Here is a 13,966-nt window from a genome sequence, read left to right as displayed (position 1 = left end):
GCCAAAAAAGCACGATACTGGGGTGTCGCCAAGTGGTAAGGCAACGGGTTTTGATCCCGTCATGCGCAGGTTCGAATCCTGCCACCCCAGCCACCTTTCTCCCGCTTCTTCTGAATCAAACGCCGATACTGAGAAGGATGCCGTCGTGTCCAAACTGATGATTTTTGCTGGCAACGCCAACCCTGAGCTTGCCAAAGCCATCGCGCAGAAACTCCATATTCCCATGGGGCAGGCCACTGTAGGCCGTTTTAGCGACGGCGAAACCACCGTTGAGATCAATGAGAACGTCCGTGGTCATGATGTCTTCATCATTCAGCCGACCTGCTACCCCACCAACGATAACCTGATGGAACTGATCGTGATGGCCGATGCGCTTCGCCGTGCATCCGCAACGCGTGTCACTGCTGTCATCCCCTATTACGGATACGCACGCCAGGATCGCCGGGTACGCTCGACTCGGGTAGCCATCAGCGCCAAGGTTGTTGCAGACATGATCTCCAGCATCGGCGTGGACCGCGTCCTGACCGTTGACCTGCACGCTGACCAGATCCAGGGCTTCTTCGACATTCCGGTGGACAACATCTACGCCACCCCGGTCATGCTCGAAGACATTGAAAAGCAGCGCTTTGAGAACTTTATCGTCGTTTCTCCGGACGTTGGCGGCGTTGTTCGCGCCCGCGCCGTTGCCAAGAAACTGGACGATGCCGATCTGGCCATCATCGACAAGCGACGCCCCAAGGCCAACGTTTCCCAGGTCATGCACATCATTGGTGATGTCCGAGACAAGACCTGCATCCTGGTAGACGACATCATCGATACCGCCGGCACCCTTTGCAAAGCTGCCAATGCTCTCAAGGAGCATGGCGCCGCCCGCGTTGTTGCTTATATAACGCATCCGGTTTTGTCTGGCCCCGCAATCGATAACATAAATGCATCCCAACTGGATGAACTGGTCGTTTGCGACACCATCCCGCTGGGTGACAAAGCGAAAAATTGTGATAGAATCCGCGTCCTCAGCATGGCGGGTCTGATGGCGGAGTCCATTCGCCGCGTCAGCAATGAAGAATCGATCAGCGCCATGTTCGACAATGCCTGAGCGGATTTAACGTTCTAACTGCCAGGCAAAACAAGCAGTTACCGGGTCGGGAGCCTAATCAGGCTCCCGACTCTTTTAGTCAGCCGGAAAATTCCGGCTTTTCAGAAACATCACCTGAATCCAACGCCTGGTCGCGGGCAGTTCAGGTGACGATTGAGGTTAATACCATGTCTCAGGAATTTGTTATCGAAGCATTTCCTCGTGACGATCAGGGGAGAGGTGCGAGCCGCCGCCTGCGTCGTGAGGAACGGAAAATCCCGGCCATCATCTACGGTGGCAAGAAGGAAGCTACTGCGATTTCCATCTGGCACAACGAGCTCAAGAAGGCTCTGGAGAACGAAGCATTCTTCTCTCACGTACTGACCGTTGAGCTGAACGGCAAGAAAGAAAGCGTGATCCTGAAGGACCTGCAGCGTCACCCGTACAAGCCTATCCTGACTCACGCTGACTTCCTGCGCGTCGACAAGGATCACGAGATCCACGTTAACGTACCGCTGCACTTCGTGAACGAAGAAGCTGCACCGGCTATCAAGCTGCACGGCGGCGTTGCGAACCACCAGATCAACGAAGTAGAAGTGATCTGTCTGCCGCAGAACCTGCCTGAGTTCATCGAAATCGACATGATGGATGTCGAAATGGACCAGGTTGTTCACCTGAGCGACCTTAAACTGCCGAAGGGCGTCAAGATTGCAGCCCTGCTGCAGGGCGAAGATCACGACCTGCCAGTTGTCGCCATTCACAAGCCGCGCGGTGCCAAGACCGACGAAGCGGAAGAAGGTGAAGAAGGCGAAGAAGGCGAAGAAGGCGAAAACGAGAAGGAGTAATCACTCCGGGGGCAACGGCGAATGGCACAGGATATTGTCATGGTGGTCGGCCTGGGAAATCCCGGTCCTGACTACGAGAATACCCGCCATAACGCCGGCGCCCTGTTCGTCGAAGCGCTGGCCCGCCATGCGGGCCAGACGCTCCGTCCCGAGAAGAAGTACCATGGGCTCTACGCCCGCGTTCAGTGGCAGGGTCTGGACCTGCACCTGCTGACCCCCTCCACGTTCATGAACCGCAGCGGCCTGTCCATCAAGGCACTGGCGGATTTCTTCAAGATTGCTCCCGAACAGATCCTGGTTGCTCACGACGAGCTCGACCTGCCCCCGGGCACTGCCAAGCTGAAAAAAGGCGGCGGCCATGGTGGCCACAACGGTCTGAGAGACACCGTTGCCCATCTCGGCACCAAAGACTTCCAGCGCCTGCGTCTTGGTATCGGTCATCCCGGCGACAGCCGGAAGGTCACCGGTTTCGTACTGGGCCGGCTCGGCAAGAAAGAAACCGAGGAACTCAACCTGGTGTTCGACGAGATAATACGGGTGCTTCCGGATGCCGCCAACGGGAAACTGGCTGCAGCCATGAACCGCCTGCACAGCTTCAAACCAGCTCCCTGAGGGCGCACTTCCCCCTACTCGCACCATCCGGCAGACACCGGTATAATCCGCCCACATTTTTCAGTACCAGCAGAGGCATTCCATGGGATTTAACTGCGGCATCGTCGGCCTTCCCAACGTCGGCAAATCCACCCTGTTCAACGCACTGACCAAATCCGGCATCGGCGCGGAAAACTTCCCGTTCTGCACCATTGAGCCGAACGCCGGTGTGGTGGCCATGCCCGACCCTCGCCTGACCAAGCTGGCCGATATCGTAAAGCCCGAGCGTGTCGTACCCACCACCATGGAATTCGTGGACATCGCCGGCCTGGTAGCAGGTGCCTCCAAGGGTGAAGGCCTGGGCAACCAGTTCCTCGCCAACATCCGCCAGACCGACGCCATCGCCCATGTTGTTCGCTGTTTTGAAGACGGCAACGTCATTCACGTGGCCAACAAGGTAGATCCGGCCTCGGATATCGAAGTCATCAATACCGAACTGGCTCTGGCTGACCTCGATACCGTCGAAAAGGCGATCAAACGCGTGCAGCGCGTCGCCAAGAGTGGCGACAAGGAAGCCAAAGCCCAGCTGGAGATGTTTGAGAAGCTGCTGCCCGTCCTGAACGAAGGCAAACCGGTTCGCAGCATGAATCTGGACAAAGACCAGATGGCACTGGTGCGTGAGCTTTGCCTGCTCACCGTCAAACCAACCATGTACATCGCCAACGTCAATGAAGACGGTTTCGAGAACAACCCGCACCTGGACACCGTGCGGGAAATCGCCGAGTCTGAAAACGCCGTGGTGGTGCCGATCTGCAACAAGCTGGAAGCCGAGATTTCCGAGCTGGAAGACGACGAAAAGTCCATGTTCCTGGACGAAATGGGCATGGAAGAGCCCGGCCTGGACCGCGTGATTCGCGCCGGTTACGGCCTTCTGGGCCTGCAGACCTACTTTACGGCTGGCGTGAAGGAAGTGCGCGCCTGGACCGTGAAAATTGGCGCTACCGCGCCTCAGGGGGCCGCAGTGATCCACACGGATTTCGAGCGTGGCTTTATCCGCGCCGAAGTGGTGAGCTACGACGACTTTGTCCATTACAACGGTGAGGCCGGTGCCAAAGACGCCGGCAAATGGCGCCTGGAAGGCAAGGATTACATCGTTCAGGACGGCGACGTTATCCACTTCCGTTTTAACGTGTAATTTTTTCAGCAAAAACGGGCCCCAAGCCTTGACAGCAAGGGCCCAAATACTGAAAATACGCGCCTCGTTTGGGGCGATGCCCAAAGCGAAATGGCAAGGTAGCTCAGTTGGTTAGAGCACAGCACTCATAATGCTGGGGTCGGCGGTTCGACTCCGCCCCTTGCTACCAAGATTTCAAAGGGTCACGACGCACGTCGTGACCCTTTTTTTATGGGCTGTCCTTTTTTGACTCCCCGCGGCCTCAGGCTAAGATGGCGGCAAGCTTGAGCCCGGTTCCAAGGCCGATACCTATCTGACTGCCCAAAAGATCCATTCTCGTGGATAATTAGCCCTCTGAGGACGACCTCACCCATTCAGGGATTTTTATGCGGGACGACCCGTTTTAGTGGATCGATACCATGAGAACCACCAAAGACAGAATCCGGCAGGCAATCTCTTTCGAAATCATCGGCATTACGCTCTCTGTCCCCCTGGCGGCTTTCGCGTTCGGCTTCGAGCTGGGCAAAACCGGAATCCTGGGTGTCGTGGGGGCAACCCTGGCAACTGTCTGGAACTATGTCTTCAACCTCATGTTTGATCTCGGGTTGAAAAAGCTGAACGGCTCCACTCACAAATCAATTAAGCTGCGGTTCCTTCACGCCATCAGTTTCGAGCTGGGCCTGATGGTGGCATTCCTGCCAATCATTGCCTGGTGGATGGGGATCGGGTTGTTTGAGGCACTGGTGGTCGATCTCGCGTTCATCGCCTTTTACCTGCTGTACACGTTCGTTTTCACCTGGTGTTATGACACGATCTTCCCGGACAATGATGCCAGGGGCGAAAGTCTTACCGAAGACGCCAGTAACTACTGTGAGAGATGAGCATACTGCGTCGGGGGAATTTACCTGCGACAGGTTCTGGTCTGGGCCAGAAAACAGCACTCTAGAACACCATTGCAACCATGCTATTGTGACAAGGTAGCCACCCCTTTCGGTGGCGCTCTGCGGGCGTAAGTGATGTTCGACAGCCTCCCTTCACAGCTTCGAATGATCGTGTTCGATATCTTTGGCATAGCGTTGGCCACCCCTGTCGTTCTTCTGTTCGGCGGAATAACAATCCCCCGGGCTTTCCTGTTTGCCGTTGGCGCAACCTTTTTTGCAAGGGTCTGGGATTACATCTATGAGCCGATATGGGGGCAGAACGCCAAGGGTGCCTGGCAAAGTTCGAAAAAGGGGCGGATCACTCGGTTCATGAATTACCTTGGATTCGAGGTAATCACCTTTCTTATGCTTGTACCGATGGCTCAGTATTTACTCGGGATGACCCTGATCACCGCAGTACTCTGCAGTTCACTGATGATCTTCTTATATGTACTCTACTGGGCCGTTATCGGCTGGGCTTTCCATAGCGAAAACTGAAAACGATAATGAATGGCCTCGAATCATTCCTGAACGGCGATCAGAACCCCAGGTATCGATAACCCAGTTCATTCTGGAATGAGCCAATATACTTTTGGTTGATCTCGTAAATGGTGTCATTGGCGTATGCCATGTCAAAGCACTCATCGAAAGACTTCGCCAATGCTGGCTCACGAAAAACCATCTTATAAGGCGCGGGGGTGAAAATCGGTGCAAACCTGAACCGATGCTCTTTTGTCACAGCCCCCATCAGGCTCTCTGACTTTCGCACTCGGCGGTTGACCTCGGCAACAATCAAACCATCAGCCAGAATCACATCCACCCGACCAAGGAACAACAGGTGAGAGTGGATTCTCTGGTTGGCAATTTCGACCAATGACCCGAATTTTGACTCGAACTCGCCCAAATCCAGCAGCCTGATCCCGTCCTTGAAGGTGACGACGTCCAGTCCCCACAAATCCGGCAGACCCGAGATTTCTGATATACGGTCCGCGTCATAAACCGCACCATTCTGGTACCAGATATACGCAGCCGTGGAGGCGCCTGGAAGTTCCGCTGCCAATGGAACCGTCATAACGGCGTCACCCTCGGAGGATTGCCGATAAGTGATGATATGCCTGCCAAACGGTTGAATCACAAACTCGGCATCGTGACCGCAAGCCTTCAACACCTGTTTGACGATCTCGGCGTCTCGCCCGACACCACCAGGCTCAGATGAGCTCGGCAGATCCGGCGCAAAAATACGTAACCTGTCAGCCACGCTGGTTTCCGCAAGAACCAGAAGCAGGATCAAGCTAAACGATGCTACGAGCGTTCTGGAAGGGCTCATGAATATGGCCGACACCCTGCTCTGATGAATAATTCCTCGGTTCCGTCGAGTATACCCGCGAGCCCATTGTTTCGGAAATCAGTACCGTCAGTGAACAGCCGATTTTGATAATACACTGAGCACCAGCACTCCAGAGACAATCAGCCCCATGCCCAATACCGCCCAGGCATCCAGTTTCTGCGCGAACACCAGCCATCCGGCGGCCGCCACCAACACAATGCCAAGGCCTGCCCAAATCGCGTAGGCGGTGCCAATGGGGATGGTTCTGAGAGCCAAAGCAAGAAAGTAGAAGGCCACACCATAACCGATGATCGCAGCCAGCGAAGGTGCCAACCGGGTAAAACCCTCACTGGCCTTAAGCGAAGACGTAGCGACAACTTCACCAACGATTGCCAACGCCAGAAATATCCAGTTCAACATCTGTAGCTCTCCCTCTATTGGCCGCCTATTGTGCTTTTCTCCGCGGTCAAACGAAACCGGGAATCTCCGTATGGAAGACGGCCCGATTGGAATACACTAAGCTCAACCTTTTGTTTACAGGAGCTGTCCATGTCCGGACCAAACATCATTGCCGGCCTGTCCCTCGACCGACTGGAACGCATCACTCGTCATCTTGACGAAAACTACATCCAACCCGGCAAGCTGCCCTGCGCAGTGACGCTGGTTGCACGGCACGGCAAAGTGGTCTGGACCAACGCCCAGGGCCTGATGGATGTGGAACGCAACAAGCTTGCGCAACGGGACACGATCTTCCGCGTTTACTCCATGACCAAACCAGTCACGTCCATCGCCATGATGCAGCTCTATGAGCAAGGCCGTTTTTTGCTGGACGACCCGGTGCACAAGTACATCCCGGCCTGGAAAAACCTGCAGGTCTGCAAGTCTGGCACCTGGCCGGATTTTGAAACAGAACCTGCAGCCACCACCATGACCATTCGGGACCTGCTCACCCATATGTCTGGTCTGACTTACGGTTTTCTCAACCGGACCAACCTGGACGCCGCCTATCGCGAACTGAAGCTCGACGGAGGCGGACACCTGACTCTCGACAGACTGATAGAACGACTGACCGAACTGCCTCTGGAGTTCTCACCGGGAACAGCCTGGAACTATTCGGTTTCCACCGATGTCGTGGGTTACCTGGTACAGCTATTGGCAGATAAGCCCCTGGACGACTACTTCCATGAGCACATCTTTGCGCCGCTGGGAATGGAAGACACCGGCTTTCAGGTACGCGATGAGCAGTTGGCCCGCTTTGCCGCCTGCTACCTGCACCAGCCCGGCGACACCATGAAGCTGCAGGATGATCCAGAGCGGTCCCCATACCGGCGACCTGCCAACTTCCTGTCTGGTGGCGGTGGGCTGGTGTCAACGGTGGACGATTACCACTGTTTTGCACAGGCTCTTTGTCAGGGCGGCGAATTCCGCGGACAACGCATCATCGGCCGCAAGACCCTGGAGTTCATGCGTCGCAACCACCTGCCCGGCAACCAGGACCTGCCAGCAATGTCGATTGGCGCATTCAGCGAAACACCATACGAAGGAAGCGGATTCGGGCTGGGCTTTTCAGTGAAAACGGATGTTGCCAGGTCCCTCATCAACGGCTCGGTGGGCGAGTACGGCTGGGGCGGTCTTGCCAGCACCAATTTCTTTGTAGACCCGGAAGAGGATATGGTCGTCATTTTCATGACCCAGTTAATGCCATCGTCATCCTATGCCATTCGCCAGGAACTTCGTGCGCTGGTCTACGGAGCCCTGGTCTGACAAAAGAGCCCGCAAACGCGGGCTTTCTTCTTTTGACGTATCTTGTAAAGTATCGGAGTTAGCAAGATGTCACGGATGGCAGCCGGTTTACTGAGGCCCCTCCCTGCTCGGCCCCATTCCTGTACTGCCCCTTCCGACACGGAATCAGGCGTGTTGTGTCGCTATGAAGTCACACAATGTATGAAACCCAAGGAGTCCAGTTAATGAGAAAAATTATCCCCTGGTTGATGCTTGGGGCGCTGTCAGGCTGCGCAACTCAAACGCCCCAGATGAAAGAGGTCGAGCCGGCGGTTTCGGCAGAGCAACAGCGGGCCGCACAGCGGGCTGCCCTGGAAGCGAATAAACCGGAAAAACTGAGCCTCAAGCGAAAAATCGCGGTCGGACGCCTCTCCAACGAGACCAATTATGGCCGCAGTCTGTTGCGATCAGAAGCCGAGGACCAGCTTGGCAACAAAGTTACTGACATGTTTCTCCAGGCGCTGGGCAATAGTGAAAGCTATCTGGTTTTTGAGCGACCAGATATTGAACTCCTGAGCAAGGAAGCAGAGCTTTCAGGCCAGAACATCAATATCACCGGTGTCGATACGCTGGTGATTGGTTCACTCACCCAGTTCGGCCGCGCCACCACCGGCGAGCGCGGTTTTTTGTCATCGTCCAAAAAACAGGAAGCAACAGCCACCGTGGATCTGCGACTGGTGGATGTGTCCACAGGCAGGGTATTCGCCTCAGTAACCGGTTCCGGCTCCTCCTCGACTGAACAGGCCCGCACCATGGGATTTGGCTCGGCCGCAGGTTATGACGGCAGTCTGAATGACCAGGCCATCGCCGCCGCGGTTACAGCAGCCGTGGACAAAATGACCGGACTTTTCCTCGAAAAACCGTGGACTGCCGATTTGCTGGCACAAGAAGACGGCCTTGTGTACATCAGCGGTGGCGAAAGCCAGGGCGTCGCAAAGGGAATGACGTTTGACATCGAAACCCGCGGAAAGAAGGTCAAGTCACAAACAACCGGTACCACCATTACCTTGCCCGGTAAAAAAATTGCCGAGCTAACCGTTCTTGGCCTGTTTGGCGACGACCCTCTTGACCAGGGGGCATTTGGCGAAGTTTCCCAGGGCACTCTGGAGGGTTATGGCCTGAAAGATTTGCAGGTTAAGGAGAAAAATTAATGAAGACGCTTATCACACTGCTTGTGCTCATCACGCTGACCGCTTGCGTCCAGACGCCCACACATAACACCCAGGTCGTTGATGACCGCCCTGGGCTTGCCTTCGAACTGTCGTCCATCGCCGCCGAATACTATGAGCTCCGTGTTGATGGCATTTCGTACGGCTACGTTGGGCAGTATCAGGCTGGAGAGAACCTGCTGAGGATTATTGACGGCACCCACCAGATCGAACTTTTTTCCGACGGCAAGGTGGTTTTTGCGAAAGAGGTCTATCTGGGTGCGGGCTCAAACCGGATTCTGAAGGTGGGAAACTATGAATAAGAGAGTTTTAGCGTTGAGCACAACGCTCATTCTTCTCTCCGGATGCGCAACCAATCAGGGCCTCTATGACTGGGGGCATTACCAGGAAACACTTTTCATCGTCTACCACGACCCGGCCCTGAAGGAAGAAGCACTGAATAATTATCTCGAATTCGTAGAGACAGGCGGGACGCCTCAGCATCCGATCGCCCCCGGCCTTTTTGCCGAGGCTGGCACGTTCATGCTGGAGCAGGGGAAGGTCGGGGAAGCGATCAAGTACTACAAAATGGAATACGAAGCCTGGCCCGAGAGCCAACCCATGCTCGGCATGCTGATTAAAAACCTGGAGGCCAGACAATGAAGTTGATCAAGCTTTGCCTGGCTCTGTTCGCCCTTTGCCTGGCCGCGGGCTGCGCGACAACCGGTGACTCCAATCGCCTTAATGCGTTCCATGATGCCGCGCCGAGGTCTATCCTGGTTCTTCCCCCGGTCAACGAGACCACAGACGTTCAGGGAACAACCTCCGTCCTTGCCACGCTCCCTTACTATCTGGGGGAAAAAGGCTACTACGTTTTTCCGGTCAACACGGTCAAAACGCTTCTCGAATATGAAGGGTATTATGAACCCGCAGAAGCTCATGCAGCACCGCCAGAACAGCTGGCAAACCTGTTCAAAGCTGACGCTATTCTCTATGTCATCATTCACGAGTGGACGTCAAAATATATGCTGCTGAGCACCACAACGGAGGTGGATTTCGAGTACCGAATCGTTAATGCTGACGGTGCCGAACTTTGGATCGCTCGCCAACGAATGACCTACACACCGGATAACAACAGTAGCGGTAGTCCGCTGTTCGACCTTATATCGATGGCTGTGACGGCAGCACTTGAAAGGGCTGATCCGAACTATCTGCCGCTTACCCGTCAGGCGAACGCATCGGCGTTTAACGGTGCGAATGGCATCCCGCCCGGGCCATACAGTCCTGTGTACGATCAGTACTATAAGCAACTAAACTCAGCACAGTAGGCAATGAAAATCTGGCTCAGGCCAGGCTAAGAAACCAACAACTCAAACAACCAACCATCAAGGAAGTTGTGATGAAACTCGAAACTCTGGCCCTCCACGCAGGCTTTAACGGCGACCCGACTACCCACGCGGCGACCACCCCTATCTACCAGACCACTTCCTATACCTTCGATGACACCCAGCACGGTGCCGATCTTTTCGATCTGAAGGTTCAGGGCAACATCTACACCCGCATCATGAACCCGACTAACGGTGTTCTTGAAGAGCGGATGGCGCAACTGGAAGGGGGCATTGGCGCATTGGCACTGGCGTCCGGTATGGCAGCCATCACTTACGCCCTTCAGACCATCTGCAAAGTAGGCAACAACATCGTCAGCACGAGTCAACTGTATGGCGGCACCTACAACCTGTTTGCCCATTCCCTGCCCAACCAGGGAATCGACTGCCGCATGGTTCGCCATGACGATTTCGACGCCGTTGAGAACGCCATTGATGAGAACACGCGTGCGCTGTTCTGCGAGTCCATCGGCAACCCGGCAGGCAATGTCGTAGACCTCCAGCGCTGGGCCGATATTGCCCACAAGCATGGTATTCCGCTGATTGTCGATAACACCGTGGCGACGCCCTTCCTGTGTCGTCCGTTCGAACATGGCGCTGACATCGTGGTGCACTCCCTGACCAAATACATCGGCGGTCACGGCACCACTGTCGCAGGCGTGGTGGTGGATTCCGGTAAATTCGACTGGAAGGCGAGCGCCGACAAATTCCCGATGCTGAACGAGCCGGACCCCTCCTACCACGGTGTGGTGTATACCGAAGCGCTCGGCCCTGCTGCCTTTATCGGCCGCTGCCGTGTTGTTCCGCTGCGGAACACGGGTGCCGCTCTGTCACCATTCAACGCGTTCCTGATCATGCAGGGGCTCGAGACACTGTCACTGCGGATGGAGCGTCACTGCGAGAACGCCGAGAAAGTCGCAAATTTCCTTCAGGATCATCCGTCCGTGGAGTGGGTGAACTACGCGACACTCGCCAACAGCCCGTTCAAGGCAACCTGTGACAAAATCTGTGGCGGCAAGGCCTCCGGCATTCTCAGCTTTGGCATCAAGGGCGGCCGGGAAGCCGGCGCGAAGTTCATTGATGCGCTGCAGCTAATTTACCGCCTGGTGAATATTGGCGATGCCAAATCCCTGGCCTGTCACCCGGCAACAACCACGCATCGTCAGCTGAGCCCGGAAGAGCTTGAGAGCGCAGGTGTGAGCGAAGATCTGGTGCGCCTGTCCATTGGCATTGAGCACGTGGATGACATCATTGCCGATGTTACCCAGGCACTGGACGCGGCCCAGGCCTGACAAACATCAACCGGGTGCGACGAAAGTCGTGCCCGGCATCCCCGTGATTGCCCTTACCCGCCTTGTATCTCCCCTTCCGGCCCTTTATTCTTTAATGTTCCCGAAGTCTTAACGAGAGTCCCGTTGCAATGAGCGACAGTGCAAAACCCCGCGTCACCAGTGGTTCCAAATTCCGCAATGAGCATGGCTTTTCAGCCATCAAGGATGGCATCAAGCGGTCATCTGGCGAGAGCACGGAAGCCAGCAAGGTTGAGCGGAAGCCGAAATGGCTACGGGCACGCATGCCCGGAGGCGAGCGCTACGAAGCGGTACGCAAGAATGTCAGCGAACATCGCCTGAGCACCGTCTGCCAGGAATCCCACTGTCCCAACATCGGGGAATGCTGGACCGCCGGCACCGCTACTATCATGGTTATGGGCTCTGTCTGCACCCGGGCCTGCAAATTTTGCGCAGTGGATACCGGCAATCCGAAAGGCTGGCTGGACCACGAAGAGCCGGAAAATACCGCGAAGTCCGTCGAACTGATGGGCTTGCGCTACATCGTGCTGACATCTGTAGACCGTGACGACCTGGATGATGGAGGCGCCGCCCATTACGCCGCCTGCGTCTCCGCCATTAAACAGCGCACTCCGGAAGTGGCCGTAGAAGCCCTCACCCCGGATTTTGATGCAGTGATGGCGCACGTTGAAAAGGTGGTGGATTCCGGCCTGGACGTATTCGCTCAGAACGTGGAGACCGTCAAACGCCTCACCAGTCGAGTTCGGGATCCGCGCGCCGGTTACGAAAAAACCCTGAGCGTGCTGGAGCACGCCAAAAAGCACCGTCCCGATGTGCTCACCAAAACCAGCCTGATGCTGGGCCTCGGTGAAACCGAGGAAGAAATCCTCGAAACCATGGACGATCTGCGCGCCATTGGTGTGGACATTCTTACCCTCGGCCAATACCTCAGACCCACCCCGAACCACCTGCCAGTCGAGAGCTACGTCACGCCGGAAGAGTTCAATCGTTACCGCGAGATTGGTCTGCAGAAAGGCTTCATGGAAGTGCCGTCCGGCCCCATGGTTCGCTCCAGCTACCGCGCGGACAAGGTCTTTGATCAGAACAACCTCGGCCTGGCAGTCCCAGAGGTGCCGCCAGCCTCCGACGCCATGCAGATTCCGGTGAAGGCTATCGACTGAGATCCACTATGCTGACACTGCTGCGGAATGCCCGGCTGAAGTACAAATTCTGGTTGCTGAACATTGTCGTCTTTGCAGTTCTCTGCCTACTTGTGCTCTACGCCATGCAGATCCTCTCGGAAAAAACCGGCGATACCTTCGGCGCCGTGTTTTCCGAGACCGCGCCAGGCTTTGCACTGGTGGTCTCAGTGCTGATGGTTCTGGAAATGGCCGGTTCCCAGCTTTTGATCTCCTTCATTGAACGGCACGTTAATCGCCTGAAAGACACCATGGTCTCGGTTCAGGCCTCGGGCAATCTCAGCCAGCGCGCCGACGTTGATTCCACCGACGAGATCGGTGAAATGGCCAGCGCCTTCAATGCCATGCAGGATCGTACCGTTGTCGTGGTCAAGAGCATGAAAGAAGCAGTTGAGCGCCTGCACAGTGAAGTAAACGAGCTTACCAATGCTGCAGAGGCGCGCTCGGGTGATCTGGATCGCCAACAGGCGGGCGCAGACCGTTCAGTCGAAGTGATCGAAACCATGCTCCAGAGCTTTTCCGGCATTGCAGAGCAGGCCGGTATCGCCAAAACCCTCTCCCACGAAGCCCGGGATGCCGCCGTAGACGGCAGTGAAAGGGTTGGGCAAAGTGCCGACAGCATTCGCAAACTGGCCGACGTTGTCAGCAGTTCCGCCAGCAGCGTAGAAGCCCTTGCTGCAAACAGCCATGAAATCAGCCACGCTGTGGCTGAAATCAAGGGCATTGCTGAGCAGACAAACCTGCTTGCACTGAACGCTGCGATTGAAGCAGCTCGTGCAGGTGATCAGGGCCGTGGTTTTGCCGTGGTCGCCGATGAGGTTCGCAGTCTTGCCCAGCGGGTGCAGGACTCCACTGACCAGATCCAGAAAACCATCGACCGCCTGCTAAGCGCCATGGGCACAGCGGTTCGCCAGATGACAGGCAGCTCCGAGGATGCCACCCGCTGCGTGGATGAATCTGAAGAGGGGCGCCGGGCTCTTGAAGCCATCAATGAGGTGGTTAGCCGGATCGACCGGACGAACCGGGAGATTGCAAATGTGTCCGCCGACCAGACGGCCGGAACTGACGGCGCTCTGGCCAACGTCCAGGGTATACGGGAAGCCACCCAGAGCATGGTCACCCAGCTCGCGGAGAGCGCAGACATGGCGCAACGCCTGAAGCACCTGATCGGTTCCCTGGAAGAGGCATCGTCAAAGGTCACAGTTCACTGAGGTTTGTGGCACACTCTGCA

General features: G+C 56.0%; 16 protein-coding genes and 2 tRNA genes. 16 read left to right on the top strand and 2 right to left on the bottom strand.

The window, feature by feature from the left end; all coding sequences use genetic code 11:
• Window positions 1-18: 18 nt before the first annotated feature.
• From KFJ24_RS01385 to KFJ24_RS01350, 8 genes are all read left to right on the top strand, one after another.
• Window positions 19-93 (top strand) — tRNA-Gln (locus KFJ24_RS01385).
• A 52-nt stretch (window positions 94-145) separates the two neighbouring features.
• The gene (locus KFJ24_RS01380) at window positions 146-1,096 is read left to right on the top strand and encodes a ribose-phosphate diphosphokinase (protein ID WP_250829293.1); all 951 of its coding nucleotides are present in this window, start codon (window positions 146-148) and stop codon (window positions 1,094-1,096) included.
• Between the two features lie 167 nt (window positions 1,097-1,263).
• On the top strand, window positions 1,264-1,920 hold the full coding sequence (locus KFJ24_RS01375; RefSeq protein WP_250829292.1) for a 50S ribosomal protein L25/general stress protein Ctc: 657 nt from the start codon (window positions 1,264-1,266) through the stop codon (window positions 1,918-1,920).
• 21 nt (window positions 1,921-1,941) lie between these two features.
• Window positions 1,942-2,532: an aminoacyl-tRNA hydrolase gene (pth, locus tag KFJ24_RS01370; RefSeq protein WP_250829291.1), complete on the top strand. Its 591-nt coding sequence runs from the start codon at window positions 1,942-1,944 to the stop codon at window positions 2,530-2,532.
• 82 nt (window positions 2,533-2,614) lie between these two features.
• Window positions 2,615-3,706, top strand: a complete 1,092-nt coding sequence (gene ychF, locus KFJ24_RS01365; RefSeq protein ID WP_250829290.1) for a redox-regulated ATPase YchF — start codon at window positions 2,615-2,617, stop codon at window positions 3,704-3,706.
• Between the two features lie 92 nt (window positions 3,707-3,798).
• Window positions 3,799-3,875, top strand: a tRNA-Met gene (locus KFJ24_RS01360).
• A gap of 229 nt (window positions 3,876-4,104) precedes the next feature.
• The gene (locus KFJ24_RS01355; RefSeq protein ID WP_250829289.1) at window positions 4,105-4,566 is read left to right on the top strand and encodes a PACE efflux transporter; all 462 of its coding nucleotides are present in this window, start codon (window positions 4,105-4,107) and stop codon (window positions 4,564-4,566) included.
• Window positions 4,567-4,701: 135 nt separating this feature from the next.
• On the top strand, window positions 4,702-5,103 hold the full coding sequence (locus KFJ24_RS01350) for a hypothetical protein (protein ID WP_250829287.1): 402 nt from the start codon (window positions 4,702-4,704) through the stop codon (window positions 5,101-5,103).
• Between the two features lie 40 nt (window positions 5,104-5,143).
• Here KFJ24_RS01350 and KFJ24_RS01345 read toward each other — a convergent pair whose 3' ends face one another.
• Window positions 5,144-5,863, bottom strand: a complete 720-nt coding sequence (locus tag KFJ24_RS01345) for a transporter substrate-binding domain-containing protein (protein ID WP_250829286.1) — start codon at window positions 5,861-5,863, stop codon at window positions 5,144-5,146.
• A gap of 156 nt (window positions 5,864-6,019) precedes the next feature.
• Window positions 6,020-6,352 (bottom strand): DMT family transporter, encoded by a 333-nt coding sequence (locus tag KFJ24_RS01340; RefSeq protein ID WP_250829285.1) that lies wholly within the window; start codon window positions 6,350-6,352, stop codon window positions 6,020-6,022.
• 129 nt (window positions 6,353-6,481) lie between these two features.
• On the opposite strand from KFJ24_RS01340, the gene KFJ24_RS01335 reads away from it, so the two are divergent.
• The 8 genes from KFJ24_RS01335 to KFJ24_RS01300 all read left to right on the top strand — a co-directional run bounded on the left by KFJ24_RS01335 (window position 6,482) and on the right by KFJ24_RS01300 (window position 13,946).
• Entirely contained in the window at window positions 6,482-7,696 is a 1,215-nt protein-coding gene (locus tag KFJ24_RS01335; RefSeq protein WP_250829284.1) for a serine hydrolase domain-containing protein, read from the top strand.
• 203 nt (window positions 7,697-7,899) lie between these two features.
• Entirely contained in the window at window positions 7,900-8,865 is a 966-nt protein-coding gene (locus KFJ24_RS01330) for a CsgG/HfaB family protein (protein WP_250829283.1), read from the top strand.
• The gene (locus tag KFJ24_RS01325; RefSeq protein ID WP_250829282.1) at window positions 8,865-9,185 is read left to right on the top strand and encodes a hypothetical protein; all 321 of its coding nucleotides are present in this window, start codon (window positions 8,865-8,867) and stop codon (window positions 9,183-9,185) included. Before KFJ24_RS01330 ends, KFJ24_RS01325 begins: the two co-directional genes overlap by 1 nt.
• Window positions 9,178-9,525, top strand: a complete 348-nt coding sequence (locus tag KFJ24_RS01320) for a DUF4810 domain-containing protein (protein WP_250829281.1) — start codon at window positions 9,178-9,180, stop codon at window positions 9,523-9,525. Before KFJ24_RS01325 ends, KFJ24_RS01320 begins: the two co-directional genes overlap by 8 nt.
• A complete protein-coding gene (locus KFJ24_RS01315) occupies window positions 9,522-10,190 on the top strand; it encodes a DUF799 domain-containing protein (RefSeq protein ID WP_250829280.1) in 669 nt (222 codons plus the stop codon). Before KFJ24_RS01320 ends, KFJ24_RS01315 begins: the two co-directional genes overlap by 4 nt.
• A gap of 71 nt (window positions 10,191-10,261) precedes the next feature.
• Window positions 10,262-11,539, top strand: coding sequence for an O-acetylhomoserine aminocarboxypropyltransferase/cysteine synthase family protein (locus tag KFJ24_RS01310; protein ID WP_250829279.1), 1,278 nt, complete (start codon window positions 10,262-10,264; stop codon window positions 11,537-11,539).
• Between the two features lie 128 nt (window positions 11,540-11,667).
• Complete coding sequence (lipA, locus tag KFJ24_RS01305) at window positions 11,668-12,717, top strand: lipoyl synthase (protein ID WP_250829278.1); 1,050 nt, start codon at window positions 11,668-11,670, stop codon at window positions 12,715-12,717.
• A gap of 8 nt (window positions 12,718-12,725) precedes the next feature.
• Window positions 12,726-13,946 carry a methyl-accepting chemotaxis protein gene (locus KFJ24_RS01300; protein WP_250829277.1) on the top strand — a complete coding sequence of 407 codons (1,221 nt, stop codon included), beginning with the start codon at window positions 12,726-12,728 and terminating at the stop codon, window positions 13,944-13,946.
• Window positions 13,947-13,966 lie beyond the last annotated feature (20 nt).

This window comes from Marinobacter sediminum, from assembly GCF_023657445.1.
Taxonomy (GTDB): domain Bacteria; phylum Pseudomonadota; class Gammaproteobacteria; order Pseudomonadales; family Oleiphilaceae; genus Marinobacter; species Marinobacter sediminum_A.
Note: the sequence above shows the minus strand (reverse complement) of the source record. Positions and strands in the feature narration are given on the sequence as shown.